General features: G+C 59.8%; 23 protein-coding genes and 1 tRNA gene. 18 read left to right on the forward strand and 6 right to left on the reverse strand.

All coding sequences use genetic code 11. The features are described from left to right. Positions 1-352: 352 nt before the first annotated feature. From ACVWZF_RS09500 to gatB, 7 genes are all read left to right on the forward strand, one after another. Positions 353-1,795, forward strand: a complete 1,443-nt coding sequence (locus tag ACVWZF_RS09500; protein ID WP_414412980.1) for a gamma-aminobutyraldehyde dehydrogenase — start codon at positions 353-355, stop codon at positions 1,793-1,795. 279 nt (positions 1,796-2,074) lie between these two features. Beyond that, the gene (bchD, locus tag ACVWZF_RS09505; RefSeq protein WP_011432356.1) at positions 2,075-4,093 is read left to right on the forward strand and encodes a magnesium chelatase ATPase subunit D; all 2,019 of its coding nucleotides are present in this window, start codon (positions 2,075-2,077) and stop codon (positions 4,091-4,093) included. A gap of 125 nt (positions 4,094-4,218) precedes the next feature. Continuing rightward, complete coding sequence (locus ACVWZF_RS09510; protein WP_011432355.1) at positions 4,219-4,947, forward strand: LmeA family phospholipid-binding protein; 729 nt, start codon at positions 4,219-4,221, stop codon at positions 4,945-4,947. A 566-nt stretch (positions 4,948-5,513) separates the two neighbouring features. Beyond that, complete coding sequence (locus ACVWZF_RS09515; protein WP_011432354.1) at positions 5,514-6,575, forward strand: sensor histidine kinase; 1,062 nt, start codon at positions 5,514-5,516, stop codon at positions 6,573-6,575. A gap of 939 nt (positions 6,576-7,514) precedes the next feature. After that, positions 7,515-7,697: a hypothetical protein gene (locus ACVWZF_RS09520; RefSeq protein ID WP_041436250.1), complete on the forward strand. Its 183-nt coding sequence runs from the start codon at positions 7,515-7,517 to the stop codon at positions 7,695-7,697. Continuing rightward, the gene (locus ACVWZF_RS09525) at positions 7,694-7,978 is read left to right on the forward strand and encodes an acylphosphatase (RefSeq protein ID WP_414351467.1); all 285 of its coding nucleotides are present in this window, start codon (positions 7,694-7,696) and stop codon (positions 7,976-7,978) included. Before ACVWZF_RS09520 ends, ACVWZF_RS09525 begins: the two co-directional genes overlap by 4 nt. A 149-nt stretch (positions 7,979-8,127) precedes the next feature. Then, on the forward strand, positions 8,128-9,600 hold the full coding sequence (gatB, locus tag ACVWZF_RS09530; protein ID WP_457411327.1) for an Asp-tRNA(Asn)/Glu-tRNA(Gln) amidotransferase subunit GatB: 1,473 nt from the start codon (positions 8,128-8,130) through the stop codon (positions 9,598-9,600). Here the strand turns inward: gatB and ACVWZF_RS09535 are convergent. After that, positions 9,597-10,190, reverse strand: coding sequence for a Maf family protein (locus ACVWZF_RS09535; protein ID WP_457411328.1), 594 nt, complete (start codon positions 10,188-10,190; stop codon positions 9,597-9,599). The genes gatB and ACVWZF_RS09535 overlap by 4 nt on opposite strands. Before the next feature lie 148 nt (positions 10,191-10,338). Here ACVWZF_RS09535 and ACVWZF_RS09540 point away from each other — a divergent pair, with 148 nt between their 5' ends. The 4 genes from ACVWZF_RS09540 (at position 10,339) to ACVWZF_RS09555 (ending at position 13,449) form a co-directional block, all read left to right on the forward strand. Further along, positions 10,339-11,154, forward strand: a complete 816-nt coding sequence (locus tag ACVWZF_RS09540) for an ion transporter (protein ID WP_414382337.1) — start codon at positions 10,339-10,341, stop codon at positions 11,152-11,154. Positions 11,155-11,216: 62 nt separating this feature from the next. Further along, entirely contained in the window at positions 11,217-11,723 is a 507-nt protein-coding gene (locus tag ACVWZF_RS09545) for a hypothetical protein (RefSeq protein ID WP_011432348.1), read from the forward strand. Positions 11,724-11,798: 75 nt separating this feature from the next. Further along, positions 11,799-12,212: a PH domain-containing protein gene (locus ACVWZF_RS09550; RefSeq protein WP_011432347.1), complete on the forward strand. Its 414-nt coding sequence runs from the start codon at positions 11,799-11,801 to the stop codon at positions 12,210-12,212. Positions 12,213-12,297: 85 nt separating this feature from the next. Continuing rightward, positions 12,298-13,449 carry a glycosyltransferase gene (locus ACVWZF_RS09555; protein WP_457411351.1) on the forward strand — a complete coding sequence of 384 codons (1,152 nt, stop codon included), beginning with the start codon at positions 12,298-12,300 and terminating at the stop codon, positions 13,447-13,449. Here the strand turns inward: ACVWZF_RS09555 and ACVWZF_RS09560 are convergent. After that, on the reverse strand, positions 13,443-15,050 hold the full coding sequence (locus ACVWZF_RS09560; protein ID WP_011432345.1) for a hypothetical protein: 1,608 nt from the start codon (positions 15,048-15,050) through the stop codon (positions 13,443-13,445). The two genes, ACVWZF_RS09555 and ACVWZF_RS09560, sit on opposite strands and share 7 nt — an antisense overlap. Positions 15,051-15,206: 156 nt before the next feature. Between ACVWZF_RS09560 and ACVWZF_RS09565 the strand changes: the two genes are divergently transcribed. After that, positions 15,207-15,635: a hypothetical protein gene (locus ACVWZF_RS09565; RefSeq protein WP_457411330.1), complete on the forward strand. Its 429-nt coding sequence runs from the start codon at positions 15,207-15,209 to the stop codon at positions 15,633-15,635. A gap of 416 nt (positions 15,636-16,051) precedes the next feature. Here the strand turns inward: ACVWZF_RS09565 and panB are convergent, their stop codons facing one another. Continuing rightward, complete coding sequence (gene panB, locus ACVWZF_RS09570; RefSeq protein WP_011432343.1) at positions 16,052-16,837, reverse strand: 3-methyl-2-oxobutanoate hydroxymethyltransferase; 786 nt, start codon at positions 16,835-16,837, stop codon at positions 16,052-16,054. A gap of 151 nt (positions 16,838-16,988) precedes the next feature. Between panB and ACVWZF_RS09575 the strand changes: the two genes are divergently transcribed. After that, a tRNA-Ser gene (locus tag ACVWZF_RS09575) sits at positions 16,989-17,075 on the forward strand. A 165-nt stretch (positions 17,076-17,240) separates the two neighbouring features. Then, positions 17,241-17,990, forward strand: coding sequence for a phycocyanobilin:ferredoxin oxidoreductase (locus tag ACVWZF_RS09580; protein ID WP_011432342.1), 750 nt, complete (start codon positions 17,241-17,243; stop codon positions 17,988-17,990). Here the strand turns inward: ACVWZF_RS09580 and ACVWZF_RS09585 are convergent. Continuing rightward, positions 17,987-18,847, reverse strand: coding sequence for an ACT domain-containing protein (locus ACVWZF_RS09585; protein WP_011432341.1), 861 nt, complete (start codon positions 18,845-18,847; stop codon positions 17,987-17,989). The genes ACVWZF_RS09580 and ACVWZF_RS09585 overlap by 4 nt on opposite strands. A 424-nt stretch (positions 18,848-19,271) precedes the next feature. On the opposite strand from ACVWZF_RS09585, the gene prmA reads away from it, so the two are divergent. From prmA to ACVWZF_RS09605, 4 genes are all read left to right on the forward strand, one after another. Then, positions 19,272-20,213, forward strand: coding sequence for a 50S ribosomal protein L11 methyltransferase (gene prmA, locus ACVWZF_RS09590; RefSeq protein ID WP_011432339.1), 942 nt, complete (start codon positions 19,272-19,274; stop codon positions 20,211-20,213). Beyond that, entirely contained in the window at positions 20,183-21,019 is an 837-nt protein-coding gene (locus tag ACVWZF_RS09595) for a 16S rRNA (uracil(1498)-N(3))-methyltransferase (RefSeq protein ID WP_457411332.1), read from the forward strand. The genes prmA and ACVWZF_RS09595 overlap by 31 nt, the downstream gene beginning before the upstream one ends. A gap of 94 nt (positions 21,020-21,113) precedes the next feature. After that, on the forward strand, positions 21,114-22,412 hold the full coding sequence (hisS, locus tag ACVWZF_RS09600; protein WP_457395064.1) for a histidine--tRNA ligase: 1,299 nt from the start codon (positions 21,114-21,116) through the stop codon (positions 22,410-22,412). Beyond that, positions 22,406-23,926 carry a hypothetical protein gene (locus ACVWZF_RS09605; RefSeq protein WP_457411333.1) on the forward strand — a complete coding sequence of 507 codons (1,521 nt, stop codon included), beginning with the start codon at positions 22,406-22,408 and terminating at the stop codon, positions 23,924-23,926. The genes hisS and ACVWZF_RS09605 overlap by 7 nt, the downstream gene beginning before the upstream one ends. A 24-nt stretch (positions 23,927-23,950) precedes the next feature. Here ACVWZF_RS09605 and ACVWZF_RS09610 read toward each other — a convergent pair whose 3' ends face one another. Together ACVWZF_RS09610 and ACVWZF_RS09615 are read right to left on the reverse strand one after the other, a co-directional pair. Further along, positions 23,951-24,787, reverse strand: a complete 837-nt coding sequence (locus ACVWZF_RS09610) for a universal stress protein (protein ID WP_457411334.1) — start codon at positions 24,785-24,787, stop codon at positions 23,951-23,953. 101 nt (positions 24,788-24,888) lie between these two features. Continuing rightward, positions 24,889-25,701, reverse strand: a complete 813-nt coding sequence (locus tag ACVWZF_RS09615) for a hypothetical protein (RefSeq protein ID WP_457411336.1) — start codon at positions 25,699-25,701, stop codon at positions 24,889-24,891. Positions 25,702-25,814 lie beyond the last annotated feature (113 nt).

The following is a 25,814-nucleotide window of genomic DNA, read 5'->3' on the forward strand; positions in this document are numbered from 1 at the left end:
GGATCAATCCGGTGCTTGTAGGTTACACCAGCATAAGTAGGTTTTGCTACAGATTTCGCTCAGGGGTATGGTGGGGATCCCTGTATCCCGGTGCTTACCCTGCGGGTAGAGTGCAGGACTGATTGCCCCTGCACCTCCGTTAGTTAGCAGATGCGGGATCCTCACCAGTGCGCCGTTGGCCACAGTCTACGGCCCGCTTTGCGAATAGCCGTTTGGGCCATCCCAATCCCAAAGGATCCCATCTCTGCACCCCAAAGTTGCCAAAGTTGAATGAAGCTTATGATTCAAGCCGAGCCAAAAAGATTCGGCACAATGGGGAGAGCCATTTCACCAAGCTGTTGAGGACATCGCTATGGCCTACAAACTCTGGATCGACGGCCAATGGGTCGATAGCCAAGGGGGGGGCCTGATGACCATCGAGAACCCGGCCACCGGCGAGAAACTGGCAGAGGTGGTGGATGCCAGCCCTGCCGATGTGGATCGGGCGGTGCAGGCCGCCCAAACAGCCTTCTACGATGGCCGTTGGTCGAAACTCACCCCCGGCGAGCGCTCCCTGGCCCTCTGGAAATTGGCGGATCTAATCGAAGCTCGCGCCGCCGAATTGGCTCGCTTGGAATCGGAAAACACTGGCAAGCCCTACGAGTTCCTCAGCTTGGGGGGAGATCTGCCATTTGCGGTGGATAATCTGCGTTTCTTCGCCGCTGCCGCCCGCGACATCCATGGCTTTAGCGCCGGGGAATATGCCAAGGGCTACACCTCCCTCTTTCGCAAAGAGCCGGTGGGGGTGTGCGCTCAAATTACCCCCTGGAACTATCCGCTGATGATGGCCGTCTGGAAGATCGGCCCCGCCCTGGCCGCCGGCTGTACGGTGGTGCTCAAGCCCGCTCCTGCCACCCCCCTGACCACCCTGATGCTGGGAGAACTGATCGCCGAGGCTGGGATCCCGCCCGGGGTAGTCAATATCGTTACCGGAGGCAATGCCACCGGCCAAGCCCTGGTGGAGCACCCCCAGGTGCGCATGGTCAGCCTTACCGGCTCTACCGCCACCGGCAAGCAGGTGATGCGGACAGCGGCAGATACCCTGAAGCGGGTGCATTTGGAACTGGGGGGCAAAGCGCCGTTTATCGTCTTCGAGGATGCGGACGTAGAGACCGTTGCTGCCAAGGCCACATTTGCTGCCACCGTCAATACCGGCCAAGACTGTACGGCAGCCACCCGCGTCTATGTGCACGAGAGCAAGCTGGCGCAGGCGCAAGAGGCCATTGTAGAAGCCATGCGCAAAGTAACGGTGGGATCCCCTTTCGAGGCGGGAGTGGAGATGGGGCCTTTGGTCTCAGCAGCCCAGCGGGAGCGGGTGATGGGATTTGTGGAGCGGGCCAAAGCAGAGGGAGCCAAGGTGCTGACCGGCGGTCGGATCCCTTCCCAGCTTGCCCAGGGCTACTACTATGAACCCACGGTGATTGCCAATGTCGATCAAAAAGCGGAGATCGTACAGAGTGAGGTTTTTGGGCCGGTTCTCACGCTCGGCTCGTTTCGCGAAGAAGCGGAAGCGCTACGCTTGGGCAATGACGTCCTATACGGGCTGGCGGCTTCTGTGTGGACTCAAGACATCGGACGAGCGATGAGGTTGGCCGCCGATCTGGAGTTCGGCACCGTCTGGATCAACGACCATATTCCCATTGCCTCTGAGGCCCCCCATGGCGGCTTTAAGCAATCGGGATTTGGCAAAGATCTCTCGGCAGAAGCGGTGCGCGACTACCAAATCACCAAACACGTGATGATTGCAACCCGCTGAAGTGATGCCCATTTTGAACAGAAGATGACCACCAAACAGCGGCGGCTCACCAGGGGTATTCCCAGTCGCCGTAGGCCATTGGTGGCCTTGATTCCGACCTACCCCTTCCCCTTGGGAGAGGGCTTGGGGAACTGTCTGGAGCCGGTTTGGAACCTCCCCAGAAAATCTCAGTTGCAAAGGCGGTGCGGAGCACTCAAGCGATAGACTGGGGTGTACAGCTCCCGCTCCGCTGCGAATCTGCTCGATTGAACCGTTGCTCGCCAAGCCTACCCGCCAACCATGGGATCCGCAACTCTATCCGCTCCTTGTACCTTTCCCCTCACCGCTGTAGTGGGGCAACAGGCGGCCAAGCTGGCTCTGCTGCTGGCAGCAGTGGATCCCAGCCTAAGGGGTGTGGTGCTGGTGGGGCCTCGCGGCACCGCCAAGTCGGTTTTGGCCAGAGGGATCCACGCCTTGCTACCGCCCATCGAGGTGATTGCGGGATCCTATTGCAACGACGATCCAGCGCAGCCGGATACCTGGTCCGACTGGGCCAAGGCTCGCTACCCAGCCGGAGAGGTGCCGCCCACCCAAGTGATATCGCCCCCCTTTGTCCAGGTTCCCCTGGGCGTCACCGAAGATCGGCTGCTGGGATCCGTCGATGTGGAGGCCTCCATCAGGCAGGGGGAAACGGTCTTCCAGCCAGGGCTCTTGGCTGCTGCCCACCGGGGCGTGCTCTATATGGATGACATCAACCTCTTGGACGACGCCATCGTCAACTTGTTGCTGACGGTGGTGGGGGATGGGGTCAACCGCCTGGAACGAGAGGGGCTGAGTCTGCAACACCCCTGCCGGCCTCTCTTGGTGGCCACCTACAACCCCGAAGAGGGATCCCTGCGCCCCCACCTGCTGGATCGCCTGGCACTGGTGGTGCCGGTGGGGCAGGAGCTGAGCCTAGAAGAGCGAGGGGAAATTGTCCAACGGGCAACGCAATTTGTCGATGCTCCCGAGCCCTTCCTGGCCGAGCACCAGGCGGAACTGGAGGAAATCCGCACCCGCATCCTCCTGGCGCGGGAGTGGCTGCCCCAGGTCAAGCCGCAGCGGGAACAGCTCCTCTACCTGGTGCAGGAGGCCATCCGCGGCAACGTCCAAGGGCACCGGGGAGAACAATTTGCCCTGCGAGCCGCCTGTGCCCTGGCAGCTCTGGAAGGACGGGATCGCCTGTTGGCCGAGGATCTGCAGCAGGCTGTGCAACTGGTGCTGCTGCCCCGCGCCCAATACGACCCCGACCAGCCCCCCCCTCCCCCCCCGCCACCATCCCAACAGTCGGATCCCCCGCCGCCGGATCCCGACAAGGATGGGGAAGATAGAGAGGAAACGGATCCCCAGCCGGAAAACCTGAGTCTGCCGGAAGAGTTTTTCTTCGAGCCGGAGCGCATTGCCCTCGACCCGCGCCTGCTGGCCTTCGCCCAGTCCCTCAACCAGCAGGGAAAAACGGGATCCCGCAGCCTGGTGTTCAGCGCCGACCGAGGCCGCTACGTCAAGCCCATCCTGCCCCAGGGATCCAACCCCCGCGTTGCCGTCGATGCCACCTTGCGAGCTGCTGCCCCCTATCAGAAAAGCCGCCGCCAGCGGCAACCGGGACGTAGCGTGATTGTGGAGCCGAGCGATATCCGCGCCAAAAAGCTGGTTCGCAAGGCCGGAGCCCTGGTGATCTTTGTGGTGGACGCCTCCGGCTCCATGGCCCTCAACCGCATGCAAGCGGCCAAAGGTGCCGCCCTGCGCCTGCTCACCGAGGCTTACCAAAACCGTGACAAGGTGGCCCTCATCGCCTTTCGTGGGGAAACTGCCGAAGTGTTGCTCCCCCCCACCCGCTCCATTGAGCTGGCCCGCCGCCGTTTGGAATCTCTGCCCTGCGGCGGGGGATCCCCTCTTGCCCATGCCCTCACCCAAGCCGTGCGGATGGGAGTCAATGCCCGTGCTGCCGGCGACGTGGGCCAGGTGATGCTGGTGGCTCTCACCGATGGCCGGGCCAACATTCCCCTCAGCCGCTCCTTGGGACGGAGCGACAGCAAAAGCCAGTTGGGAGCGGCTCCCATCGACCTCAAGCAAGAGCTGCGGGAGATCGCCCTGCGCATCCGCGCCCTGGGGTTGAAGCTGCTCTTGATCGACTCCCAAAGCCGCTTTGTAACCACCGGCTTCAGCGCCGAGCTGGCGGAATTGGCGGGCGGACGGTACTTTCATCTGCCCCGTGCCACCGACCAGGGGATCGCAGCCGTGGCCCGCTCGGCTATGCAGGAGGGACGCACCTACCCCTGAGAGAACAGCCTCTCCGTTGGCAAAGGTTGTAACTTTTCTTAATGGTTGGTTATGATCCCTGTAGGCGCTCTTTACCTTTTCCCATGGCTACAGGACTCCTGCCCCAACTTTCCCTGCAGAATCCCATGGCTGTCGATTGGGTTAGCCGAGGGGTAGGCGCAGCCATTCGTGCCCTCTTTAAGCATGCAGAGCGGCTGGAGGCGCGCGTGCGAGTGGAGCCTGTTGCCAAATTGTTGCAGGGTCGTATCGACAGCTTTGAACTGTTGGGCCAGCATCTGCAGATGTACAACGGCCTGAGGCTTTCGGCCCTAGAGCTGTTTTGCAACGCGGTGGCCATCGATTTCAGCCAAATTTGGCAGGGGAAGATCAAGCTGCGCCAGCCAGTACAGGCCACAATGCGCGTGGTGCTGAGCGAAGACGATCTGGCGCAATCGTTTAACACACCTTTTGTGCTGAATAGGCTGGCCTTAGGAAAGCAGGATGATAGCCCCCTATCCTTCCATCACGTCCATATCAGCATCACCCCGGCGCGACGACTGCAATTCCAGGCAAATGTACAGCAGGGAGAAGCCAGGGCTTTCTGCGTCGGTTTTTCCGCCCAGGTTGAGGTGCTGGAGCGGCGTCGCATCCGCTTTACAGATCCAGTGTTTGAAAGCGGTACAGAAGAGGAGCTAGCCTTGAGCCAAGCTTTGGTACGCTGCCTGAATGAGCTTCTGGATTTGGATCGGCTCGCCTTGCGAGGCACTGAGCTGCGGGTAGACCGGGTGAACTTGCAGCCCCAGCAGATGATCCTGTACGGCAGTGCCACCCTAGCGCAATTTCCCACACGCCAACCCCAATGGGAAAGTGCTTGACAGCCTTTGGAAGGGCGGCTACGCTCAATAGTGGTGAGGAGTGAAGAGAAGAAGCCTCTGGGGTCGAAACACGGACAGACGCCCAGGGGTTTTTTCATGTCCTAGGAGCTTAAGTGCTCCGCATTATAGTCATCTTGAATAGGAATAAAACATTTTCGTTCATTGCTCTCTAACTCCCCTCTCCCAAAAAGAGAGGGGCTTGGGGTGGTCGCGGAAGCGGCGCAGAGCGCTTGGGGAGTGTCTCAATCTAGTTTGAAATGGCTATAAGATGGCCATAATTGCTCGACGTTGGTCATGCCCGGGGATCAAGCTGCCTTTGCCGTGATGTCCACAGCTTTGCCAACCGGAATACGGCGCGGCTTCTCTAAAGAATGGGGTAGCTGGGTATCCTAAAAGCTGGGGTTACGGCATCCTTCTTTATTCATGGGGATGAAGTGGCTCAAGACATAACGGTCATTCTAAGACCTAGGAAAGAACTCTTCAGCCTTGACCGTGAGGGGATGTTCATTCTTCCGTACCATTGGTTCATTATTTAAGCAGGTCTTGTCAAAGCGAGCGCACCGAGTTTGAAACAGCAACCACTCCGCGTACTTGAGTTTTGGCGCCGCCGCTTTCCCCACAGCTTGCGCACCCAGGTGGCATTGGTCATTGCCAGCCTTTCGTTCGTCCCCAACTTGGTTTTCATCCTGTCGGTGCAGTGGATCTGGCCCGACACGCAGTTCAGCACTGAAGGGATCCTCCTGCTGCTGCTGTGGATCCCGTTGCTGGCGGTGCTGTCGGCGGTGGTGGGCTATGCTCTGTCCTCCATGATTTTGCGCCCCCTCACCCTGCTGGCCCGCGAGTTGGCTCATTTGGAAACCTTGATTAACCAGCCCGCCCGTTGGAATCTGCTGCTCCGCCCCGGGGATCCCCAGGAAGCCCTGATCTTGCGGCAGGCTTTTGCCCAGTTGCTGCGCCAGATCCAGATCGATCAAATGCGGCGAGAAGCCTTTACCGCTACCCTCGTTCACGACCTCAAAACCCCCCTCATCGCCTTTGGGCACCTGCTGAGCGCCTTTAAACAGGATCAACAGCTCGAGCCGGAGCAACGTCGCGCTCTGCTGGATCGCATCCTGCAGGAAAATCAACACAATCTCTCTCTGGTGCAGAAAATGGTGGAGGCTCACCGCCTGGAGCGGGGAGAGATCGAGTTGCATCCTCGGCCTTGTGATCTGGGATCCCTGGCCAGAAAGGTGGCCGAGCGCATGGGATCCCTGGCCCAGGAGCGGGGGATCGATCTGCGAGTCGAAGGAGAAGGGTGGGGCAACGCCGATGAGGCAGAGCTGGAGCGGGCGCTGGTGAATCTGGTGGACAACGCCTTGCGCTACGCACGCCATGCGGTGGTGTTAATCGTCAGCCCCCACCAGATCCAGGTGCAGGATGATGGCCCCGGCTTGCCGGCTCCCCTAGAAGAGTTGGCCCAACCCTACGTGACCCAGCCCATTCACATTGCCGGCCACCACTACCCAACCGGCTCAGGAGGTCTGGGGCTATATATCGCCAGGCGCATCCTGCAGGCCCACGGGGGGGACTTGCGGTTGGTCGAGACGGGATCCCAAGGGACTGCTCTAGCCCTGGTGTTGCGCTAACCCAATAGATTGGTGCTGAACAAGACTGGTGTAGTCATTTTAAGTGACATACTCCCGCACTCATGTTGATGCAAAGCGCTCCGCGCCGCTAAAGCGAGAGAGTGCGGGCTTCAAGGACTCCGTCCCGCTGACGCGAACAGTGACTCCGGTTAGCGCTCCGCGCCGCTAGCGCGAAAAGGACATTTCCTGGGCTTAAGGACTACGTCCCGCTAACGCGAAAAGGACGGGATGCCCCGCCCCTGTACTTGATGTCTATAGCGGCAGTGTATAAAACCCCGCTACTTTTTATGGCACCAGTAAGGACAAAACATCATGTCCCCGCCTTTCATCCCGACCCTCAGCCTGGATAGTGAATAGTGGATAGTGGTTAGTGGATAGTGACTATTCACTATTCACTAGCCACTAACTAATAGAGGGCGGGGCTTCCCGGCGGTGTAGCTAGCGGTAACTAACGGGGGTGCAGGGGCAATCAGTCCTGCACTCTACCCGCAGGGTGAGCACCGGGATACAGGGATCCCCGCCATACCTCTGAGCGAAATCTGTTGAGCGAAATCTGTAGTAAAACCTACTTATGCTGGCGGTAACCTACAAGTACCGGATTGATCCAGATGCCTCTTGCTCTTGTCCGGTGGACAGGGGTTCCTGGGTGCAGGAGTCCATCCTGCCTGCCGATGCACCGTTCCCTGTGGATTAGACTTGTTTTGCAAGCTGGCAGTAGCCAGGGAGGCTGGGGAAGGGGAACCACCTGTCCAGTCGTTTTGTCGGGGGTTGTAGACCCAGACAAGTGGCGTGGGGCAGGAATGCCCAGCCGCGAGGTAAGGACTCCGTCCTGCTGACGGGAAGGGTGGCCCGCGCTCTGTCCGTAGGACGAGCGCCGGGAGGATGTCACGGTGCATGAAGGGTGGGATCCTCTGCACAAGCGTTCGTGAGGTTGGGTTCATGTCTTCCGTGCTGTGGCAAGCGATTGGGTATGCCTGTGGGATCTCGCTAGGGCTCCTAGGCTTGGTTGCCCTGGTCAACGTTCTTGTGGGGTGGCTGGATCGGCAGACCTCAGAGACTCCGGAGGAGCCGACCGAGTCGCCAGAACCCTGCAGCACAACGGAGGGATCCCCGTCGGCATGAGTGACAGGGTTCGCGTTCACGTCTGGGTACGGGGGCGGGTTCAGGGGGTGGGGTTTCGCGCCCACACCGAAGCCATGGCCCGCAATGCCGGTGTTGGCGGCTGGGTGCGCAACTTGCGGGATGGTCGCGTCGAGGCCGTTTTTGAAGGATCCCCTGCTGCGGTGGAGGCCATGCTGCGCTGGTGCCAACAGGGCAGCCCCGGTTCGGTTGTGGAGGCCATTGAGCAACGTTCCGAGCCGCCGGAAGGTCTACCCACTTTTGAGATTCGCCCTACCGTTTGAGGAAGTTTCGCTGTTCTGAGGATCTGCTTCAAGCTGGGCTGCTTCGGCCTCGTCCTGGGTTCTGGGCTGCCGTCCCCAGAAACTGTCTGTGAGCTGGGATCCCTGCAAGGTCACACTAGAATGGTTACACCGCCAGTTTTTCCTATCCCATGACTGTTGCTGCCCCCGCCAAAGTGCAATACGAAGCTGTGATTGGGCTGGAAGTTCACTGCCAGCTCAGCACTCGCTCCAAGATCTTCTCCAGCAGCGCGACAGCCTTTGGCGCTCCCCCCAACACCCAGATTGACCCCATCTGCATGGGCCTGCCCGGCACCCTGCCGGTGCTCAACGAAAAGGTGCTGGAGTACGCGGTCAAAGCGGGTTTGGCCTTGAATTGCACCATTGCCCCCTACAGCAAGTTCGACCGCAAGCAGTACTTTTACCCCGACTTGCCCAAAAACTACCAAATCTCCCAATACGACCTGCCGATTGCTACCCACGGCTGGATTGAGATCCAGCTCAGCGACGGTCGTACCAAGCGCATCGGCATCACCCGTCTGCACATGGAAGAAGATGCGGGCAAGCTGGTCCACGCTGGCAGCGACCGCCTATCGGGATCCAGCTACTCTTTGGTGGATTTCAACCGGGCGGGGGTTCCCCTCATCGAGATCGTCAGCGAGCCGGACATCCGCAGCGGGGAAGAAGTGGCAGAGTACGTGCAAGAGCTGCGCCGCATCCTGCGCTATGCCGGGCTGTGCGATGGCAACCTGCAGGAGGGATCCCTGCGCTGTGATGTGAACATCTCGGTGCGTCCGCTGGGATCCCAGACCTTTGGCACGAAGGTGGAAATTAAAAACATGAACTCCTTCAACGCCATCCAACGGGCCATCGAGTACGAATTCAACCGCCAGGTCAAGGTTGTGGAGGCGGGCGAGCGGATCGTGCAAGAGACCCGCCTTTGGGAAGAAAACAGCCAGCGCACCATCAGCATGCGCAAGAAAGAGGGATCCAGCGACTATCGGTATTTCCCGGAGCCGGATCTGCCGCCGATTCGCGTTACCGAAGCGCAGAAAACCCGCTGGCAGGCAGAGCTGCCAGAATTGCCCGGTGTGAAGCGGCGACGTTACCAGGAGGTGTACGGTCTCTCGGTGTACGATGCCCGCTACCTCAGCGACGAGCGCAATACTGCCGAGTACTTTGAAGCCGTGATCGCCGCCGGTGCCGACCCGAAAGCAGCCGCCAACTGGATGATGAGCGACATCGCCAGCTACCTCAACACCCACAAGCTGGACTATCCCGACATTGCCCTGAAGCCGGAAACCCTGGCCGAGCTGATTGGCCTCATCGAGCAGGGCACCATCTCCAGCAAAATCGCCAAGGAGATCCTGCCGGAACTGCTGGAAAAAGGGGGATCGGCCCGCGCCCTGGTGGAAGCTAAGGGCATGACCCAAATCTCGGATAGCGCTCTGCTGGGGCAGATGATCGCCGAGGTGCTGGCAGAAAACCCCGAGCAACTGCAGCAGTATCGGGGGGGCAAAACCAAGCTCTTCGGCTACTTTGTCGGGCAGTTGATGAAAAAAACTCAGGGACGGGCAGATCCAAAGCTGGCCAACGACCTGCTCAAGCAACACCTCGACGGCTAGCTCCAAGCATCGGTGAGGGAATAGCCCAACTCCTGCATCATGCGCCGCAGCAGGGGCAAGCTCAGCCCGATAACATTGCCGGGGCACCCCTCGATCCGCTCCACAAACAGGCTGCCGCGGCCATCGATGGCAAAACAGCCAGCACAATTGAGCGGCTCACCGGTGGCCACATAGGCGCGGATTTCCTCGTCGCTGGGCTTGGCAAAAAACACCCGCGTCACCGCATAGTGGGTGAGGCGGTGGTTCTGCTTCGTGTCAATCAAGGCATGGCCTGTGTAGAGCTCTCCCACTTCGCCCCGCATTTGCCGCAGGCGCCGTTCCGCCTCTAGGGCATTGGGCGGCTTACCTAGGATCTCGCCATTTAGGTAGAGCACAGAGTCGGCCCCCACGACCAAGACGGGCTCCCGTTGCTGGGCCGCCACCACTTCGGCTTTTGCCGAGGCCAGCTTCTGCACCAGCTCCACGGGATCTGAGCTTTTGATTTGGCTTTCGTCAAAATAGCTGGGCTGAACGCGAAAAGGGATCCCGGCAGCCTTTAACAATTGGCGGCGGGCAGGGGATTGCGAGGCCAGTACGATAGGAGGCAACATCGACTCAACACCTAATTAACACCCAAAGCCTGGACGTTTGCTTAGGGGAAGTTCGCTCTGTGAGCTAGTTTCCATTAGCTTAGTTAGTATGCGCCTGATGGGCGTTGAAAGGAAACTCTCTCGATATCTTCCCAGCTGGATCCCGTTTGTGACCACTCTCCCCACCCAAGCTGATCTCGATCTTGCCCGTTCTGGGATCCTCCAGCGCTATTGGGGGGATCAAGACACCCCGGAAAGCCGCTGGGTGAACTTGCTGGTGGCGGCGCTGGTTTTCTGTTCATCCACCTTCTTTGTGGTGGAAACCTATCCCATTCCCCCTGAGGTACGTCTTTGGCTGGAGCGGGTGGATCGCCTCATTCTCGGCTTGTTTGTGGTGGAATATCTGCTCCGACTGGCAGCGGCCCCGCAGAAGTTGCGCTATGTCGTGAGCTTGTATTCGCTCATCGATTTGCTCGCCATTTTGCCTTTTTTTGCCGGGCTAACCGATATTCGCTTCATTCGCATCTTCCGTTGGTTTCGCATTTTGCGGCTGCTGCGCCTGGTAGAGGGCAAAACCCTGTTTGGGCAAGTGATCTCCGCCGATAGCCGCATTTTGCTGCGCATTTTCTTCACCCTCTTTGCCATTGTTTTCGTCTACTCTGGGCTGATCTACCAGGTAGAACATCCAGTGAATCCTGGCGCTTTTGCCACCTTTTTGGATGCTTTCTACTTTTCCGTCGTTACCATGACCACGGTGGGGTTTGGGGATCTCACCCCCACTTCTGAGCTGGGCCGGCTGCTGACGGTGCTGATGATCCTGACGGGGATCGCTCTAATTCCCTGGCAAGTGGGGGAGCTGATCAAACAATTGGTGAAAAGCGGCAACTCGGTGCAATGGGCCTGCCCAGGCTGTGGCCTCTCCCAGCACGATGGGGATGCCCAATTCTGCAAGCGCTGCGGCACACTGCTCTATCCAAGGGATTGAGGCTGTTGGCCAATTTGGGGCAAAGACAGGATAGGCTAGGACGGGTTGCAGGAGGATCTGCGATGTTGGCCCACCCCGAGCTAACCATCCCCGGCAAGCTGAACGTGAAGGCGGGCGTGGCGATGCTGGTTGCCGCCATTGTCCTCGGCTGGATCCTCAGCCAAGTTCAGCCGTTGCCGCTCGCCCCCCAGGAGGCTTCGGGGATCCCTGCCGAGCCCCTCCTCTGGCAGGAGGTGCCCAAACAAAAGTACGCCTGGCACATTTGCTACGCCTTTTTGGGCAACATGGGGTTGATCAACATCGGCGGCGGACTGGCCCTGGTGGTGCTGGGATCCCGCTTTACGGCTGGGCAAATGCTCTCGCAAATTCTCCTGTTGGGGGGAATGCTGCACCCGGCTTCTTGGGCTTTGGTGGCCCTGACGGGGCTGGAAGGGTGGGGCTGGCTGGGTAATGCCGGAGCCGCAGCGGTGGCGGTGGTGGTGATGGTGTTGTTTGTTTACCTGGTCTTGGCCACCTGCCGTTCCCTACAAGCCGTCCGAAGGCTGACCCAATCCCGAACCTGCCGTTAGCCCCAGTTGGGGAAAGCTGAGAAATCGTTTAAGATCGTTAACGGCAACACTCTAAACAACCGGACGGTGCTCTGCATGGCGGTGCAAGAGGAGGTTTTTTTTGAGGGCGGCCCCCACAGTGGCGATTTGGTGTTGAACTCCTTCATTGGGGCTACACTTGTCGGCTTGCCTCTGTTTGTGGGGGCACTGGTGCGTAAGCTGTGGGTACACTATCGGATTACCAATCGTCGCATCACCGTGATTGGGGGATGGGGCGGCAAGGAGCGCTCAGATGTAATCTACGGCGAGATTGCCAAGGTGGTTATGGTGCCCCGTGGCTTGGGCGTGTGGGGAGACATGGTGCTCACCCTCAAGGACGGCAGTCGCCTGGAGATGCGGGCCCTGCCTCGCTTCCGCGAGATCTACAACTACATCAATGAGCGGATCGACGAGAAAGCCAAGCAGGTGAGCGGCCCAATTGGCAAAAAGCGCCGCTCTGCCAAGTCCTGACAGTGCCTGAGCCTTGGGGATCCCTTCCTGTGGCCTTTCCCCTTCTCCCGGGCCAGCATTCGCTTGGCCTGGGTGCCTGGCGTTGGTGCATGAGTACCTGATCTGGCCGGGGGGATCGGAAAAGGTTTTGCAGGAGCTGGTGGCCTTTGCCCCACAGGCCCCCCTTTACGTTAGTCTCTTCTCGGCTCACACCCTGCCGCCGAGCTGGCAGGAGCTGACAATTCACACCTCTTTTTTGCAAGGCTGGGCCAAGTGGCTGGGGGTGTTGCGCCCTGATTACCATGCCCGCCTCAAGTATCTGCTGCCCTGGATGCCGTTGGCCTATGAGAGCTTCGACCTCTCCGGCTATGACTGTGTGATCTCCAGCAGCCACGCCTTTGCCAAAGGGATCCTGACGGGAGCCTCTACCCTGCACCTGAGCTACATCCACAGCCCCACCCGTTACCTCTGGGAGAACCGGGAGCTGTATCTGCAGCGAGAAGGGCTGGGGAGAAGCGGGCCTGTTGGCGCAATTGGCCAATGGCTGCTGCACCGCTTGCGCCAATGGGATTTTCTGGCAGCTCAACGTCCAGATCTGTTGATCGCCAACTCCCAGCACATTCGCCGCCGCATTGCCAAGCTCTATCGCCGCGAGGCTGTGGTCATTTATCCGCCCGTTCCGCTGCAGGGGTTGGAGCCGGTGGCGGATCCCAGCGCCGATTATGACCTGGTGGCAGGCCGACTGGTGCCCTACAAACGGGTGGATCTGGCGATTGCCGCCTGTGAACGGCTGGGTCGTCGGCTGCTGGTTGTGGGCGAAGGGCCGGAGCTGGCTCGGCTCAAGCGACTGGCGGGGCCGCAGGTGGAGTTTTTGCCCCATCAGCCCCCCGATCGTTTCCGGGAACTGCTAGCCAATTGCCGGCTGCTGCTGTTCCCCTGGGAGGAGGATTTTGGCCTAGTGGCAGTGGAGGCCCAGGCCTGCGGCCGCCCCGTGGTTGCCCTCAACCGGGGAGGTGCCCAAGAGACGGTCATCCACGGCCAAACCGGCATCCTCATTCCCGAGGCCAGTGTGGAAGCGCTGGTGGAAGGGCTGCGGCAGGCGGATCGACAGGAATGGGATCCGCAGCGGATTCGGGCCCATGCTCTGCAATTTGCCCCGGAGCGATTTCACGCCCAATTGGGATCCCTGCTGCGCTGGGCTTGGCCTCGTTTTCAAGCCGGAGAACGGTTGGATCCCCGAGAATGGAGCGCTCAGTAGGGCCGCCGCTGCACAAAAGTCGGCAACTCAATCCGGTTGCGACTGCCCGTTTCCCCTCCTGCCCGTGAAGCGGCCAAAGCGGAGCGTTTCAGGAGCCTTTCTGTCCGTTGGCGCCAGCCGAGCGGGGCACTTTCTTCCCGCTCGTCCAGGGTGAGCGGCGGGATCCCTGGGGTGGGTGTTCTCCAGGTGGTGGCCGGGGAAGGAGCAGACTCGTCAGCCGCGGCAGGAATCCGTTCCTGGGCCCGATGATTCGACCTGGCCTCGACAACCGCTGGCTGAGGGGAAGCGGAGGCCGACTGACGCAGTGTGGCCAGTTGCTCTTCCAGTTCTTGATTGCGCTGCTGCAGCAGGGCCACTTCCTTTTCTTGGGTTTGCGCGTAGGCGTGGGCCTGCACACACTCGGTTTTCAAAGCCATCACCTGCTGCTGCAACTTCTCGATTTGCTTTTGGCTGACCAGATGATGGGCCTCGGCCAGTTCTCGCCCCCGCCGGGCTGCTTCCAGGCTTTCTCGGGTGTCCTGCACCTGCTGCTGAACTTCCTGCCACTGGGCAAGGGTGGGACGCTGGGCCAACTCTTGCATGAGCTGATCCCGCTCGGCTCGCAAAGCACCAAGCTCGCGGGTCAAAGCCTGCACCTGCTCCTCCAGGGCAAGGATTCGCTGCGCCTGTGAGGACTCTGTTTCCCTGAGGTGGGCGGCCTGGGCTGCTTCCGCTTCCAGCTTGGCAATCTGTTGGGCTTGCTCGGCCTGCTGCCGCTGACTCTGCTGCAGCTCTTCCAGCAAGGTGGCCCGCTCGGCCTTGGCAAAAGAGGCCTGTTGGCGCAGATGATCCAGCTCCGCCTGCAAGCGTGCCCATTGCTCTGGGGTAGGACGCTCTTCCAGTTCGCGAATACGTTGCCGGGCGGTGTTCAGGTCAGCTTCCATGTGTGCCTTTTCGGTTTCCAGATGGGTCTTCAAACGCTGCCATTCGGCTTCCGCTTGGCGGTGGGCAGCCTCTAGCTCCGCCCGTAGGGTTTCCAGTTCTTGTGCAGAAGGTCGAGCAGCCAACTCTTGGATTTGCGCTTGCAATTGTGCTTTTTCCTCCTCTAGCTGCTGTACACGGAGCTGCAGTTGGGCTTGCAAAAGCTGCACCTGCGGCAACTTGACGGCGTATTCTCCCAATTGGTTGGCCTGCTGTTTCAGCTCCAGGAGCTCCTGCTGCAGTTGGTAAAATCGGGCCGGATCGACGCGCCGCTGCAATTCCGCCTTGAGGGTTTCAATTTCCGTCTGACTGGTTTGCAACTGCTGCTGCAGAATGTGGTAGTGCTCCAGCGTTGGACGGCGCTCCATTTCCCACAGGAGATTCTGCAGTTCTTCGATGTGCTGTTGCTGAAGCTGAAAAGCCTCTGGGGTAGGGCGCTGGGCCAGCCGTGCTTTCTCCTCTTGACACGCTTGCAAAGCTTGATCCCGCTCTTGAATCTGGGCCTGTGCTTCCAGCAGTTGATGTTCCAGGCGATGGATGCACTCAATCTGCTGCAATGACAGCGCTTCCGATTCGGCGAGGGATCGCTCTAGGTTGCGCACCCGCGCCCGCAAGGCTTTTAGCTCCTCTTCCCCTTCCATATCCAGGCTGCTCGACAGGTTATGGGCCTTACTGTAGCAGATGGTCTGGATGAAAATCCAGCTCGCCACTATATGTGGCGTGAATTTTTAGTTTTTCTCGAAAAGGACGCTAAGCCTGTTATCCCCACCCTCTATACTGAGAAGGTGAGTTTTCAGATGAACCCTGTGATGAAGCTGGGATCCAAACCTTGGGGATGGGTGCTGGGCCTGCTGGGTGTGGCCTTGGTCGGTTGTGGTGCCGATGCGCTGACGGCCAGTACTCCGCCGCCGCCTTTGATCACCAGCAGCGATATTCCTTCTGTGGTGAATCGGAACGGCTTTTTGGAGCTGGGGGTTTCGGTATCGGTGCCGGGCCGGATCCCGGCGGAGCTGGCGTTTCAGGTGTCGTGGTCGGGGATTGAGGTGCAGACGCTATCGGCAGCCCAGGTGAATTGTGTGTCTGGAGAGGTGTTCTGTACAACCCGCTTCCGCATTCGCCCTCCCCTGAGCTTGGTGCCCGGCTCCTACCTGCTCAGCTTGCGGGTCTTCGACCGGTTGGGTCAAAGCGCTGTGGTGACCGGGACGGTGCTGCTCAGGGATCCCTGAGGTCGCCCTATCCTTGCCCAGCCTTGAGAAAGCGGTGCGGTTCCCGTTCCCATAAGCATTGCGTAGCAGTAGGTAGCAGTATGAGGTGCCGTAGGCATAGCACCTGATACATTTACGCTGAACACTGCTGAACATCACTGTTCAACTATGCAGCGATAGCATTCTGTTTGTTTCCAAACAGAATGGCGGTATCCCGCAAAGCTTTGAGTAGAATACCCAAAGCGCAGTTTCCGTGTCGTCTTACTACCAATTTTCTGCTTTGCTTTGGCTACCATGTTGGCAGACTCGAAAGTAAACAGAAAGATCAACTGGTAGTAATCCGTACTGAACATATTATACATTATTTTCAGTATAGTTGAGCTTATTATTGACTAGAGTCATGCTCTGCCCAAGCTTTGAATGGGTAAGGGATCCCTTCAGCGGGGGGGAAATACTTTTTGGCGAACATCGTCGGCGAAAGCTTCCACTGCTTCTCGGATCGCCTGTCTCAAATTGGTATAGGCCTTGGCAAAAGGGGGGAGCCGCTCGCTCAGCCCCAGCAGGTCGTGGGTGACCAAAATCTGCCCATCGCAGGCCGGCCCGGCTCCAATGCCCAGGGTTGGGATCCCCACTTGGGCCGAGATTTGGGCAGCCAATTCCGCCGGCATGTGCTCCAGAACCAGGGCAAATGCCCCTGCTTGTTCCAGGCTGAGGGCCTCTTGTCGCAGACGCTCCGCCTCCGGAGTGGTTTTTCCCTGCTGGCGATAGCCTCCCAGTTGATGTTTGGCCTGCGGAGTGAGGCCGATATGACCCAAAACCGGGATCCCCCGCTGCACCAGAAAGGCCACCGTTTCCACCATGTCGGGGTAGCCCCCCTCCAGCTTGACCCCGTTGACTCCTGCCTCCTTCATCAACCGCCCTGCTGAGAGGAGAGCTTGTTCTTTGTGGACTTGATAAGTCAAGAAGGGCAAGTCGGCCACCAAAAAGGCCCGTTCTACCCCGCGGCGCACCGCCTGGGCGTGATGGAGCATCTGTTCCAGCGTCAGGGGCAGGGTGCTGGTATACCCCAAGTGGGTCATGGCCAAGCTGTCGCCCACCAGGATCAAGTCGATCCCAGCCTGATCCAAAATCTGAGCGGTGGCGTAGTCGGCAGCCGTGAGGGCCACCAAAGGTTGACCCGCCTGTTTGGCCTGGCGAAAGTGGTGAATGGATAGAGCAGCCATATCCCTATGATCTCATCTGGGCGTTCCCGCCAGCGGTGCGGAGCACTTTCCCATCAACCGCACCCCGTGGGGGAAGCAAGCTTGGCTTTGAGGCTGGGAAGAAGCAGGAGACTCGGTTTGCCGTTAAGATGGTAAAGCCCCACAGCTGACTGGAAGGGTGACAGAGTGGTTGATTGTGACGCTCTCGAAAAGCGTTGTGACTGCAAGGTCACCGTGGGTTCGAATCCCACCCCTTCCGTCTTCAGGCATACAGTTTTAGAACGCCTTGCCCAGCTAGGGCCTCTGGGATTTTTGGGGATCCCACCCAAGCCCTTCGCATCAGCGGTGCGGTTCCCCCATAACACTTTGGCATGGAGCCAAGGTCAAGGTTGGATGGGGTTCTTGGCCTTTCTTCTAGAGTCTTATGTTCACCGCTCCTGCTCTCTCTGCCCAACTGCATCCGCTCATTCAGGGCTTATCTGAGGCAATCCTGAACGTTTGGGGATCTACCCTCACCCTAGCCCCCTATCCTCTGCCTGAAGATCTGGGCTACGTGGAAGGCCGCCTAGAGGGTGAGAAATTGCAAATTGAAAACCGCTGCTACCAAGGGGATCCCTTTCGCAAACTGCACCTGGAGCTGGCCCAGGCCGGGCAGAGCCTGGATATTCTCCATTGCGTTATGTTTCCGCAGCCGCAGTACCCGCTGCCGCTGTTCGGTTGCGACATTGTGGTCGGTCGCGGACAGGTGAGCGCCGCCATTGTCGATCTCTCGCCGGTGACCCCCAGCTTGCCCGATCTCTATATCCAGGAGCTGGAAGCGTTGGGATCCCATCTCGTCCCTTTCCAACACCGGCGCCGGTTGCCGGAGTGGGGCACGATTTTTTCTCCCTACTGTCTGTTCGTGCGTCCTGCCGACGAAGCAGAGGCCGACCGCTTTTTGCACTTTGCCCGCCGTTTCCTGGAAATTCACTGCCGGCTGGCGCAGCAGATCCCCCCACAGACGGATCCCGGCCAGATTTTGGCCCACTACCAGGGGCAGCAGCGCTATTGCAGCCAGCAACAGCAGAACGACCGCACCCGCCGCGTTTTGGAAAAAGCCTTCGGTCCCGCCTGGGCAGAGCGCTACATGAACACCGTCCTTTTCGATTTGCCTCCCAGTCCCGTGCAGATCTAGGCGGGATCCCCTTGCAGCCGCTGCTGGATGCTCAAGGCCAATTTTTGCCCCAGGAACTCCGGCATGGTTGGAGTTGAATCCGGCCCCAGCAAGTAGAAAATAAAGCGCGTCTGCTTGCGGCGGAGCATCAAGTTGAGGTTAACAACGGTCAAATCCTCCTGCGCGAGGGCCGTCATCACCCGGTAAAACGCGCCCGGCTGGTTGTCCACATCCACCAAAAGTGTGGGCAAATGAAACACTGGGTCAAAGTAAAAAGAAACCTGCGCCTCTTTCAGGCCGGCCTTGAGATCAAACTCCAGCGCCAAGGTTTCATGAACGCGAAACACACCCGCCAGGCATTCGTGAATGGCCCGTTCTAGGCTGAGCTTGGTTTGGGAAGAAAGGCTGTGGCCATCGCGGGAGACAATGGTGCGGATAAACACCAGGTGTGGTGAGTAGATCTGCCCATAGAGATGAATGCCATGCACCGAGAGATTAAAAGCGGTGAACACCCCAAACAGATCGCTGAGCAGAGAAGGTCGGTTGCGGTAGGCCAGACAGACCACCGTCTTGCGACCTTCGTCCTGCACCTGTACCACCGCCTTGCGGGTCTGGTAGAGGGTGTAAGCCAAGCGCAGATTTTGGGCCTGTACCTCGCTGCTGACAAACTGGCTGTAAAAAGGCGGAAAGCTCTGGTTAAAACGCCGCATCAGAGCGGATCGCGTCAGCGGCACGGAGTCCTTGCGGGTGCTGACTTTGAGCGGCTGAAGATCTTCATGGGCAGCCCTCTTCCGCGCTTCCCGATCCCCGGCAACTCCTAGAGAAGCCACCTTGGGCTGGGGAGTGCCCTGCTGTGCTGATTGCTCATCAGTTGACATCGACCTCGCCACCTGCGTTGCTCCTTCTCCATCGTTGCTCAGTACGCCCCAGCCAAACCCCATCTATCCGCAAAATCACTGAGGCTCGGAACGAATGTCAACGCTGCATCCAATTCTTGTTCAATGCTTTTGGACTTAATCTATCTCACAGGGCTGAGCTGGTCATCCAAAGAGCCGCTGAGGGTCATCCCCCAATTGGGGGGCTCCCCCCCTTTTTTCGCTGCTGAACCGACGGCGTAAGCCTTCAAATCCTAGGATAGCCGGGATAGCTGGAGTAGGCTCTTAAAGCCTAAACTATGGATTGAGTAGAGTGCTGCAATTTTTGATATAAAGTACCGCATTGTGTGTAGCTGGCTTGGCGACTTGGAGCGCCATCTTGTTAGCCATCACTTTGGTTTTCCTTTAGGTTTGTGAAGGGATCCCTGTGAGCAGAACTGTTGCCAATCCCACTCCGTTTTCGCCCGCACAAGCGCCGGATCCCGGTGGAGCCTGGTGGGATATCAGTCTCATCGCCTCCCCTGCCCAAGAAGACCTGATCTTTTGGCGGCTGGAGAATTTTGGCTGTCGGGGCATGACCAGCCAAGCCTATGGCGAAGATCAGATTTGCATTCACGCCTATCTGCCTTGGCCTCACGTCAGCCTCTTGGATTTGGCAGCCCTCTCCCTGCGCCTGCAGCAGGATGCCCTCATTGCCGGTCAGCGGGTTCCCAAGCTGCGCTGGGAACGCATAGAGGCGGAAGATTGGAGCAGCAGTTGGAAGCAGCACTGGCAGCCCCAACCCATCGGGGATAAGTTGCTCATTTGTCCGGCCTGGCTGGATCCGCCCCCTCACCCCGGTCGGCACCTGTTGCGGCTGGATCCCGGTATGGCCTTCGGCACGGGCACTCACCCCACCACGCAGCTCTGTCTGGAGTCGCTGGAGATGCGCCTGGAGAGCTGGGGAGGGGATCCCCCGGCGGCGACGCTGGCGGATGTGGGCTGTGGATCCGGCATTTTGTCGTTGGCGGCGGCCCTGTTGGGGGTGAAGCGGGTGTTTGCGGTGGACATCGACCCCCTGGCGGTGCAAGCCACGATGCACAACCGCGATCTCAACGGCCTGACGGATCGCATTGTGGTCGCTCAGGGCAGCCTGGAGCAGATTCCCGAAATGGTGGATGGGCTGGTGTGCAACATCCTGGCAGATGTGATCCTGGATATGATCCCGGAGTTTCGGCTGGTGGTGAAGGAGGGGGGATGGCTGATCCTCAGCGGCATCCTCATCGAGCAGGCCAAGTTGGTGGCGGAGATGCTGGAGGCCAACGAATGGGTGGTGGCAGCCCTCTGGCGACGGGGGGAATGGTGTTGTCTGAACGCACGCATGACCTGAGCGCTTTGCCCCGGTTGGCGATTGACCCGGCGCAGCGGGATCCGAGTGGTGTTCTCCGTTTAACCGGCCCGCAACAGCACTACTTGCAGCGGGTGCGCCGCCTCAGGCCAGGGGATCTCTTTTTGGTTTTGGACGGCTCAGGCAAGCTGTGGGCGGCCCGTTGGCAAGCTCAGGGATCCCAAATTGTGGGCGAGGTGGAGACGCTGCCGCGGGAATTGCCCGTTTTTTTGCATCTGGGCTTGGCGGTGGTCAAAGGGCAGGGGTTTGACGAGGTGCTCCGCCAGGTTACCGAGCTGGGGGTGGCGCGAATTACCCCCCTGCTGACAGAGCGCACCGTGTTGGAACCGGGATCTGGGCGGCAGGAACGCTGGCAAAAAATTGTGCGGGAGGCCGCAGAACAATGTGAGCGGTTGCGCTGGCCTCAGGTCGATCCCCCCACCCCTTGGACAAGTTGGCTGGCGGAGCTGCAAGCCGTTCGCGCTACTCGGACGGAGTCCTTCTGGTGGGGTATAGCCGTGGCGCGCGAGAACGCCCCCCTGCTGGTGCAGGCCCTGCCAAAGCTGCAGATCCCGGCCTTGGCCATAGCCATTGGCCCAGAAGGGGGCTGGACGGTTGCCGAACGTCGGCAGGCTGAGGAATATGGGGGGGTGTGCGTCTCCCTTGGCCCTACCATCTTGCGAGCCACCACCGCCGCTGTTGTTGCCACCAGCCAAATTGCCGCTACCTACTCCTGGTTGGACTCGAGCTTGGATCGGGGTCATTTGGCTCCGCTAGCGACGGGGAGTGTTGTCGCCGATAATCAATAACTAGGCCGTTTGCGTCAGCGGGACGGAGTCCTTTGACGAGAACAGCCATTGGCATAGCAGGCGGCCAGGCCCACCCCAGGGAGGGAGAACGAGAATGGAGATGATCCAGGCGGTGCGGGGCACCCGAGATATTCTGCCGCAGGAGGTGCGGCTCTGGCAGCAGGTGGAAGCCAGCGCCCGAGAGATCCTGGGACGGGCCAACTACCAAGAAATTCGCACCCCCATCCTGGAGTTGACGGAGCTCTTTGCCCGCAGCATTGGCAGTGCCACCGACGTGGTGGGCAAGGAGATGTACTCCTTCAGCACCCGTGGCGAGCAAGAGGTGAGCCTGCGCCCAGAGAACACAGCAGGTGTGGTGCGGGCCTACATCCAGCACGGGCTGCAAACGGCTGGAGATGTGCAACGCCTCTGGTATTGTGGGCCGATGTTTCGCTATGAGCGTCCCCAGGCGGGGCGGCAACGCCAGTTCCACCAGTTGGGGGTAGAGCTGCTGGGCAGCCGGGATCCCCGCGCCGATGCGGAAGTCATCGCCTTGGCCTGGGAGCTGTTGCAAGCGGTGGGGGCGGAGAACCTGAGCTTGCGGCTCAATTCCCTGGGGGATCTGCAGGATCGGCGGGCCTATCGCCAGGCCCTGGTGGACTACCTCACTCCCTTGCGGGAGAAGCTGGATCCCGACTCCCAAGAGCGTCTCACCCGCAACCCGCTGCGCATTCTAGACAGCAAGGATCCCCGCACCCGCGAGATTGCCGAGGGGGCCCCCAAGCTGCCGGATTACCTCGGCCCAGAATCGCGGGCTTTCTTCGAGCAGGTGCAAGCTCACCTGCAGATGTTGGATATTCCCTACCAGTTGGATCCCTACTTGGTGCGGGGCCTGGACTACTACACCGACACCGCCTTTGAGATCGTCTCACCTGACTTGGGATCCCAGAGTACCGTCTGTGGGGGTGGTCGCTACGACGGCTTGGTGGAAGAGCTGGGCGGACCTTCTACCCCAGCGGTGGGCTGGGCCGTCGGCATGGAGCGGCTGGTGCTGCTGTTGCAAAAGAAACAAGGGGAGGCTCCGCCAGCACCGGTCGAGGTTTACGTGATCTCCCGTGGGGCGAAGGCTGAGGCCCAATCCCTCCGGATCGCTCAAGCGCTGCGCCGAGCCGGTTTCTGCACCGAGCTGGATCTGAGCGGCAGCGCCTTTGGCAAGCAGTTCAAACGGGCCAGCCGCAGCGGCGCAACTTGGGCTGTTGTGCTAGGGGATGCGGAAGCTGCAGCCGGAGAGGTACAGCTTAAGCACCTGCCTACAGGGCAACAGCAAACCCTTTTGCAAGCCGATCTGATTCAGTATCTGGCATCCCATTCGCGTCAGCAGTGCGGAGCACCTAAGGTGATGGAGCCATGTTGAATTTTTGGGTTCGGCGGGACGGCCAGGAAGACTGGCAGCCAGTACCAGCCGAGGGAGCAGTTCTGGAAGAAGATACCTACACCATTGTTGCCCGTTCGCCCCAGCCCCACTTCACCATCACGGTGGAAGTCCGGCAGCGTCCTCTAGGGCCACAGAATCAGGGCCCCAACACCGGCACGACTCCTCCACAGGTCCAAACCCGTTCTGTGCGCACCAACGATGAAGGGATCGGCATTATTTTGCCTGCCAGCCGCCTCACCCCTGGGTTTTGGGAATTGCACTGCCGAGATGCCGACTTGATCGCAGAACTGTTCGGTGAAACCGAGTTGGACAATTGTCTCCGTTTTCAGGTTGTGCCTGCCCCTCTGGAGCCGGAACGAGGGATCCCTGCCCCGGTGGCTGAAGAGGCCGGGTTTGAGCCCCCCCAGAAAAAAGAGGTCGCCATCCCGCCAGAGCTGTTTTCCCTAGTGCACAGTGAATTGGAGGGATCCCCGGAGGAGGTGCTGGTGTTGACGGGGCGGATCGGCTGCAGCGGCGAGCTGCGGGTACAGGTTTGGCCAGAAGGGGAGGAGAGGCCGCTTTTCCAGGGACAACGGCAAATTCAACTCCCGGCGGGGGCGCGGACGGCGGTGTTCAGCATCCCCATCACCCTGCCCAGCCAAGTGTGGGCCCGTCCTTTACGGGGAGAACTGGCCCTTACTCCCTCCTCCTGGTGGGATCCAGAGCCGTCGCCTCAGACCCTGACCATCCCCTTTTCCATTCGCTGTCGCAGCCAAGAGGCAGGACTTCTTGGCGCAGGGATCCCCCTCCCGCAGCAGCAAGAGGAAGAGAGGCTGGCCGATGCTGCCAGTCCTGCCTCGACCGCAACCCTGCTCTCTCCCGAACGAACCTTGCAAAAGCTGCTGCGCATCTGGCAGCACAGTGCTCCTGCTGGAGGGGATCCCGGCTCGACTCAGCCGGCAGAGCCCTCTGCTAAGGCCGCACCCGAACCTAACCCCCAGCCTGCGGCGCCGATTTCCCCTCTTCCCTCACCCCCCCAAGCTGAGCCAATGGGCGAGGATGCCGCCCTGCCAGCCCCAGCAGGGAGCCCGGCCACCCCACCTCCGCCTGCATTCGCCCTGCCTGCCACCAGCAAGGACACCAAAAACTCGCCCCCGCCGCCAGAAGTGTGCCCGGCGCCACAACTGCTGGTGCCTGAGCAATTGCGAGCGGGCGACAATTTCGATGTGGTGCTGCGTTTGCCGGCCTTGGCCCCTGCCTCCGCCGCCGGCGCCGCCTCCCAGCCACCTTATTGGATCAAGTTTTGGGTCAAGCATGGCCGCACCCGCTCGTTGGTGGATGGCCCCCGCTGGTTGCTGGACTTCTCCCGCGACGATCAGGGGCAGTGGCAAGCTTTAACCCGCATGACCATTCCCCCAGGCGTCCCCGAGCTGATCTTTGAAGCTTGGGCCGTCAGCCCGGATCGCCAGCAGCAGAGCGACCGAGTTACAGAGCACCGCTCTATCTTGCCTTAGGGATCCCTCGCTCTTGAGTCCTGTTTAGTCTTGGACGGAGCGCACCATCAGCACGGGGCAGCCGATGTGCACCCGCACATAGTCGGAGATGGAACGCCCCAGCAGCCGATCCAGGTCGGGGATGCTGCGGGCAATGGTAGGTCGGCGATCCGGGGATCCCATCACCAGCAGATCGGCCTTGCTTTCTTCAGCCAGGCGGACAATCTCCGTAGCCGGATCCCCGACGGCAGTTAACACTTGGTGGCCGATTTGCCGGTTTTTGAGGATGTCGATTGCCCGATCTAGGGCCTCATCTCTACCTGGGTTGTCGGCATCCAACTGCACAGAGGCCAGGAAGATCTGGGCCCCTTGAATGCCGGAGATCAAGTCAAGGGCCGTGGCAAAGGCAGCTTGAGCAGCGGGGGAGCTGTTCAGGGCCACCATGACATGGCTGGGGTATTTGACGTAGGCGTCGTCTTTGACCAGCAGCATTGGGCAGGAGGCGAGCTGGAACACATATTGGCTCACCGAGTTCTGCAAAATGGCCATGATGCGGTTGCGCCCCCGGGATCCCATGACAATTAAGGGATTGGGCATAGACTCGGCCACCTGCAGCACCACCACCTTGGGATCCCCTTCCACCAGTTGCGTGCTGATCTTTAGCCCTGGGCGGGGGGGGAAAGTCTGCAGGGTTTGGGCCAGCAGTTCCTGCCCCTTTTGCCAGGCAGCCCGCATCTCCTCGGCAGAGGTCTGGGAAGGCACCGCATGCAGCAATGTCACGTGGCACTGGGCAAAGGCCGGCAGAGACAGAAGGGTATGCACCATTTGCTCAGTGGGGCCGCTGCCATCGATGGCGGCAATGAGGTTCTCAAATCGAGACATGGGATCCGTTCTCCGGGCCGTAGTTTGCCAAGACTCATCCTAGATCTGCCCCTGCGGATCCCTGTTACCGTAGGGGATATCCTGCAACATTTTGTTTGGTTTCAGTAACTTAGCCACACATAGCCGGTAAAGCCGCCGCCGGCGTTGGTGTTGCGGCCGGTCAAGAATTGAAACCCTCCCAAGCCCAGCGTTAACCCTCCCTCCAACCGCCAGTTGAGCTGGCCAGAAAGCTTGAGGTTGTCGTAGTCGGGATCCTGAACGGCCAAATCCCCGAACAACAAAGGCGCGCCGTTGCCCAACGTAAAATCCCCATCCAGGGCCAGGATGGCCTGCAGCTCAGGAGTCAGGTCTGCCCCGAAGGTCAGGTTGGCCTTGACCCGATCCCCGGGATAGCCCAAGTAATCTCGGAACGTGAGGCAGGAGTCGAAAAAGGCAGGCAGGGATCCCAACTGGGTATTGGCCGCCACCCCAACTTTGAGATCGTAGCCGAAAACACCGTACCCCAAGGGCAGGGGAATGTCTTGGGTGGCATATCCGGGCGGGATCAAGGCCGTTAGCTGAGCCGAGAAGAAGGGATCCCCGTTCCCCCAAGTATGGCGCAGGCCCAGTTCCAGATCCCGCAGGCCCTGGTTGCGCTGGGTAACGGTGTCAGCCCCGCTGGCAAAGCGATTTTCGATGAAAACGTAGCTGGTGTTGAGGTTGAGAGTGAGCTGATCGCTAAGGCCAGTCTCGGCGAAAAGGTTGAGGCGGGTTTCTCCGTACTCCGAAAGGGCCGGCTGCAGGCGTCCCCCCTGATCAAAGCGGGTGCGAGGCCGATAGACCTCCGGCTGCAGCGAAAAAAAAGTCTTGCCGGCACCGCGGGGAAAACCGCATCCTGCCCAGGCCGGCAGCTCCGGCGGCATTGCACTAACCACTAGACTCGCCAGCAGGCTTGCCCTTAGAAATCTCAGCTTCTCCATGGCAGGGATCCCGGCAGCTTCAGGGGGATTGTATCCCTAGGATCAAGATTTGGGCCAAGATCCGGGAC

The organism is Thermostichus sp. OS-CIW-30 (assembly GCF_054060215.1).

Excerpts from the sequence above, each read along its gene's own strand:
- ACVWZF_RS09500 (WP_414412980.1), top strand. The coding sequence starts at position 353 with ATGGCCTACAAACTCTGGATCGACGGCCAATGGGTCGATAGCCAAGGG.
- bchD (WP_011432356.1), top strand. The coding sequence starts at position 2,075 with ATGGGATCCGCAACTCTATCCGCTCCTTGTACCTTTCCCCTCACCGCT.
- ACVWZF_RS09510 (WP_011432355.1), top strand. The coding sequence starts at position 4,219 with ATGGCTGTCGATTGGGTTAGCCGAGGGGTAGGCGCAGCCATTCGTGCC.
- ACVWZF_RS09520 (WP_041436250.1), top strand. The coding sequence starts at position 7,515 with ATGTCTTCCGTGCTGTGGCAAGCGATTGGGTATGCCTGTGGGATCTCG.
- ACVWZF_RS09525 (WP_414351467.1), top strand. The coding sequence starts at position 7,694 with ATGAGTGACAGGGTTCGCGTTCACGTCTGGGTACGGGGGCGGGTTCAG.
- gatB (WP_457411327.1), top strand. The coding sequence starts at position 8,128 with ATGACTGTTGCTGCCCCCGCCAAAGTGCAATACGAAGCTGTGATTGGG.
- ACVWZF_RS09535 (WP_457411328.1), bottom strand. The coding sequence starts at position 10,190 with ATGTTGCCTCCTATCGTACTGGCCTCGCAATCCCCTGCCCGCCGCCAA.
- ACVWZF_RS09545 (WP_011432348.1), top strand. The coding sequence starts at position 11,217 with ATGTTGGCCCACCCCGAGCTAACCATCCCCGGCAAGCTGAACGTGAAG.
- ACVWZF_RS09550 (WP_011432347.1), top strand. The coding sequence starts at position 11,799 with ATGGCGGTGCAAGAGGAGGTTTTTTTTGAGGGCGGCCCCCACAGTGGC.
- ACVWZF_RS09560 (WP_011432345.1), bottom strand. The coding sequence starts at position 15,050 with ATGGAAGGGGAAGAGGAGCTAAAAGCCTTGCGGGCGCGGGTGCGCAAC.
- ACVWZF_RS09565 (WP_457411330.1), top strand. The coding sequence starts at position 15,207 with ATGAACCCTGTGATGAAGCTGGGATCCAAACCTTGGGGATGGGTGCTG.
- panB (WP_011432343.1), bottom strand. The coding sequence starts at position 16,837 with ATGGCTGCTCTATCCATTCACCACTTTCGCCAGGCCAAACAGGCGGGT.
- ACVWZF_RS09580 (WP_011432342.1), top strand. The coding sequence starts at position 17,241 with ATGTTCACCGCTCCTGCTCTCTCTGCCCAACTGCATCCGCTCATTCAG.
- ACVWZF_RS09585 (WP_011432341.1), bottom strand. The coding sequence starts at position 18,847 with ATGTCAACTGATGAGCAATCAGCACAGCAGGGCACTCCCCAGCCCAAG.
- ACVWZF_RS09595 (WP_457411332.1), top strand. The coding sequence starts at position 20,183 with ATGGTGTTGTCTGAACGCACGCATGACCTGAGCGCTTTGCCCCGGTTG.
- hisS (WP_457395064.1), top strand. The coding sequence starts at position 21,114 with ATGGAGATGATCCAGGCGGTGCGGGGCACCCGAGATATTCTGCCGCAG.
- ACVWZF_RS09605 (WP_457411333.1), top strand. The coding sequence starts at position 22,406 with ATGTTGAATTTTTGGGTTCGGCGGGACGGCCAGGAAGACTGGCAGCCA.
- ACVWZF_RS09610 (WP_457411334.1), bottom strand. The coding sequence starts at position 24,787 with ATGTCTCGATTTGAGAACCTCATTGCCGCCATCGATGGCAGCGGCCCC.